Consider the following 2,727-nt stretch of genomic DNA (forward strand, 5'->3'; position numbering starts at 1 on the left):
ATTTTAAATCGAAATCAGAGAATATTCTGAAAAACTATTTGCCTATCACTTTAACAGGGTAAGCTTGTCTGTTAACTTTAAAATGTATCAAATTGCCAAAAACTTAAGCATGGAACTGATCTACAATGTCGCACTTGAGGTAGAAATAAACAGTGGGGAATCCTCCTTGCTTCATAAATATATCAGCTTGCATCCCGAGCACAGAAAACATATCGCTTCAGGGCAGTTTGCTGAATATTATAACGACCGGGAAGATGCAGAGGGACTTCAGTTTACCCTGACTAAGGAAGTGCTCGATATCTGCGTCGCTGTTCTTGAGGATCAGGAATTTGGAGATCCAGTTGAGAACGAAGATAAAAAAAGATTGATCGATAAATTTTATTCCTGGTCAAAAATCATTTACAATGAAGAGGATCACCTTGAAGAACTCAAAATGGAATATGACTGTTTCAAATTGAAGAATATCGTATCAGAAGACGATTATTTCAATTTGAAAAGATACTTAAGTGTCAAAACTTACGGGACAGATTTTATACCTCCATTAAGCACAGTTAACCGGTCAGTCTTTGAGAAGATCCGCAAGTACTTTTCCTTGCGGAGAATCAACTAATATGATAAGAGAATTTTTAAAAAGATAAATATGAGAATTTTACGGGCAACGGCAGATCATCTGGCTGAACTGGCTCAACTATTTGCCGAATATAGGGTGTTTTATGAACAGCCCATGGAATATAGCAGATCATACGACTTTCTAAAGGAACGGATCGAGAAGAATGAGAGTGTAATTTTTATAGCTGTATCCGATGAGAAGATTTGTGGTTTTACCCAGCTATATCCATCTTTTACTTCTGTTGGAACTGAAAAAATCTGGGTACTGAATGATATATTCGTCAATCCGGAATACAGGAAGAGGGGAATAGCGGAGTCTTTGATCGAAGAGGTGCTTGCTTACAGCGAAACATCTGACAGAGGAAAAGTTGTACTATCTACTTCTTATTACAACCTAAAGGCTCAGAAACTGTATGAAAAGTTAGGCTTTACTAAAACAGAATTTCATACTTACGTTAAATATATAGAATCAAAATAGTGATGGTATGAGGATATGACTATTAAATCCATACATTCCAATCAGTGGACGAAGCGCTATCTATAGAATTTAGATGGCGCTTTTTACTATTCAGGCCAATGGAATCCTACTGAAAGAAACAAGATCTTTTATAAAAGATTCATGGGAACACAAAATGTGATAAGGGTCGGGGCGATAAAAGGAAACTCTTTTCTGTGCCAAAAGAATGAAATAAAAAGCCCGGTAAAGAAGACACGTTAATATGTGAAAAAATTTAAACACCAATTGCTGGTGATAATCAACAATAAATGCAGGGCGGAGCCGACCTGCATTTATAAATAAAAGACCTCTGAAAGATCAGTTAACTAAGTAATAGATTGGAATGCTTTAATTAGCCAAAGTACTCAGCGCCCAATCCTCAAAATGGATCTTGCCTGCATTATATTCTCCAGCAGGGACTAACAGCGATTTAGGGACTACAAGATGCATATATTTGCTGTCCTCGTCAGAAAAAACTTTTAAAGGCTTTCCGCTTATCTCGATATATTTCGCAACAAAATCATCCATATTTGCTCTGGTTGGACCCGCAATCTCCACCGTACCGTTTTTAGGCTCCTCGAGTGCGAACTGAACAATGTAATCCGTTACATCTTCCAGCGCAATGGGCTGATAGTCGATCTTTGACACAAAAACCTTGTCAGCCAATCCCTGAACGGCGATTATCGTATCGGTATGTTCATGAAACTGTGTTGAACGGATTATGGTATAAGGGATTCCGGAGTTCTTGATATTGTCTTCCTGATGTTTCTTTGCGCGAAGATATCCTATTTCCAGCGCATCGTCCGTTCCTACAATCGAAAGAACCAGATGATGCCTGATGTTCGCTGCCAGCTCTGCATTCACCAGATTCTTTCCTGCGGTCAGAAAAAAGTTGATTGCATTTTCTTCTTCAGGAGAAGAAGAGTTGGATAAATCTATCACGATCTCCGTATTTTCCAGTGCCTGGGAAAGACCTTCTCCAGTCATGATATCCACTCCATGTGAAGGTGAACCAATGATCACCTGATGACCAAGTTTTTCCAGTTTTTTTGAGACCAGCCTTCCCGTAAGACCTGTGCCACCGATTACTAAAATTTTCATATCTGAACTATTTAAATTTGTAAAAATTGATTAAAATAAGCTTCGTACCTGTACGCCGAATGGATTTCCAAACCAGCATCTCCAATATCCGTCCGGTCCTTTCTTTGCGTAATCGCTTGAAGTTCCCGTGATATTTACTTTTTCGCCGTTATTTCCTGTTCCAACGATTTTCCACTCCAGCACCAGTGCGGCCAGATTATCGGTAGAATAAATATTCCTGTTAACAATTTTTATCGGCAATCCGAATCCGAATGACTGCTGCAGCTCACGGGCGATCTCTGTTTTTCCACGTTTGGGCTCGCCACTGGTATTAATGATGACCGCATCATCCTCATAGAAACCGAGCATAGCTTCGATATCCCTGGAATTAAAATGATCCAAAAGAGAATCGACAATTCCCTCAGGGGTAGTTGCTAATTTATAAATTGGACTTTCTGCTGAATTATGACCTTCCATAAGACCTAAGAATTTATATTAAAAGATATACTGTACCGTACAGCTTATCTACAGTACAAAATTGA

The 2,727-nt window shown here is 38.8% G+C and carries 4 protein-coding genes; 2 read left to right on the forward strand and 2 right to left on the reverse strand.

Annotation, left to right across the window (positions count from 1 at the left end; genetic code table 11):
* Positions 1-82 precede the first annotated feature (82 nt).
* Both BUA89_RS22575 and BUA89_RS22580 read left to right on the forward strand, forming a co-directional pair.
* Positions 83-610 (forward strand): hypothetical protein, encoded by a 528-nt coding sequence (locus BUA89_RS22575; protein ID WP_072964265.1) that lies wholly within the window; start codon positions 83-85, stop codon positions 608-610.
* A gap of 30 nt (positions 611-640) precedes the next feature.
* The gene (locus BUA89_RS22580) at positions 641-1,087 is read left to right on the forward strand and encodes a GNAT family N-acetyltransferase (protein WP_072964267.1); all 447 of its coding nucleotides are present in this window, start codon (positions 641-643) and stop codon (positions 1,085-1,087) included.
* Positions 1,088-1,453: 366 nt separating this feature from the next.
* Here the strand turns inward: BUA89_RS22580 and BUA89_RS22585 are convergent, their stop codons facing one another.
* Together BUA89_RS22585 and BUA89_RS22590 are read right to left on the reverse strand one after the other, a co-directional pair.
* Positions 1,454-2,206 carry an SDR family oxidoreductase gene (locus BUA89_RS22585; protein WP_072964269.1) on the reverse strand — a complete coding sequence of 251 codons (753 nt, stop codon included), beginning with the start codon at positions 2,204-2,206 and terminating at the stop codon, positions 1,454-1,456.
* Positions 2,207-2,236: 30 nt separating this feature from the next.
* Positions 2,237-2,662: a YybH family protein gene (locus BUA89_RS22590; RefSeq protein WP_072964272.1), complete on the reverse strand. Its 426-nt coding sequence runs from the start codon at positions 2,660-2,662 to the stop codon at positions 2,237-2,239.
* Positions 2,663-2,727 lie beyond the last annotated feature (65 nt).

This window comes from Chryseobacterium arachidis, assembly GCF_900129245.1.
In the GTDB taxonomy this organism is placed as follows: Bacteria; Bacteroidota; Bacteroidia; order Flavobacteriales; family Weeksellaceae; genus Chryseobacterium; species Chryseobacterium arachidis.

Bases quoted from the DNA above. Each gene is read 5' to 3' on its own strand.
- BUA89_RS22575 (WP_072964265.1), top strand. From the start codon at position 83: ATGTATCAAATTGCCAAAAACTTAAGCATGGAACTGATCTACAATGTC.
- BUA89_RS22580 (WP_072964267.1), top strand. From the start codon at position 641: ATGAGAATTTTACGGGCAACGGCAGATCATCTGGCTGAACTGGCTCAA.
- BUA89_RS22585 (WP_072964269.1), bottom strand. From the start codon at position 2,206: ATGAAAATTTTAGTAATCGGTGGCACAGGTCTTACGGGAAGGCTGGTC.
- BUA89_RS22590 (WP_072964272.1), bottom strand. From the start codon at position 2,662: ATGGAAGGTCATAATTCAGCAGAAAGTCCAATTTATAAATTAGCAACT.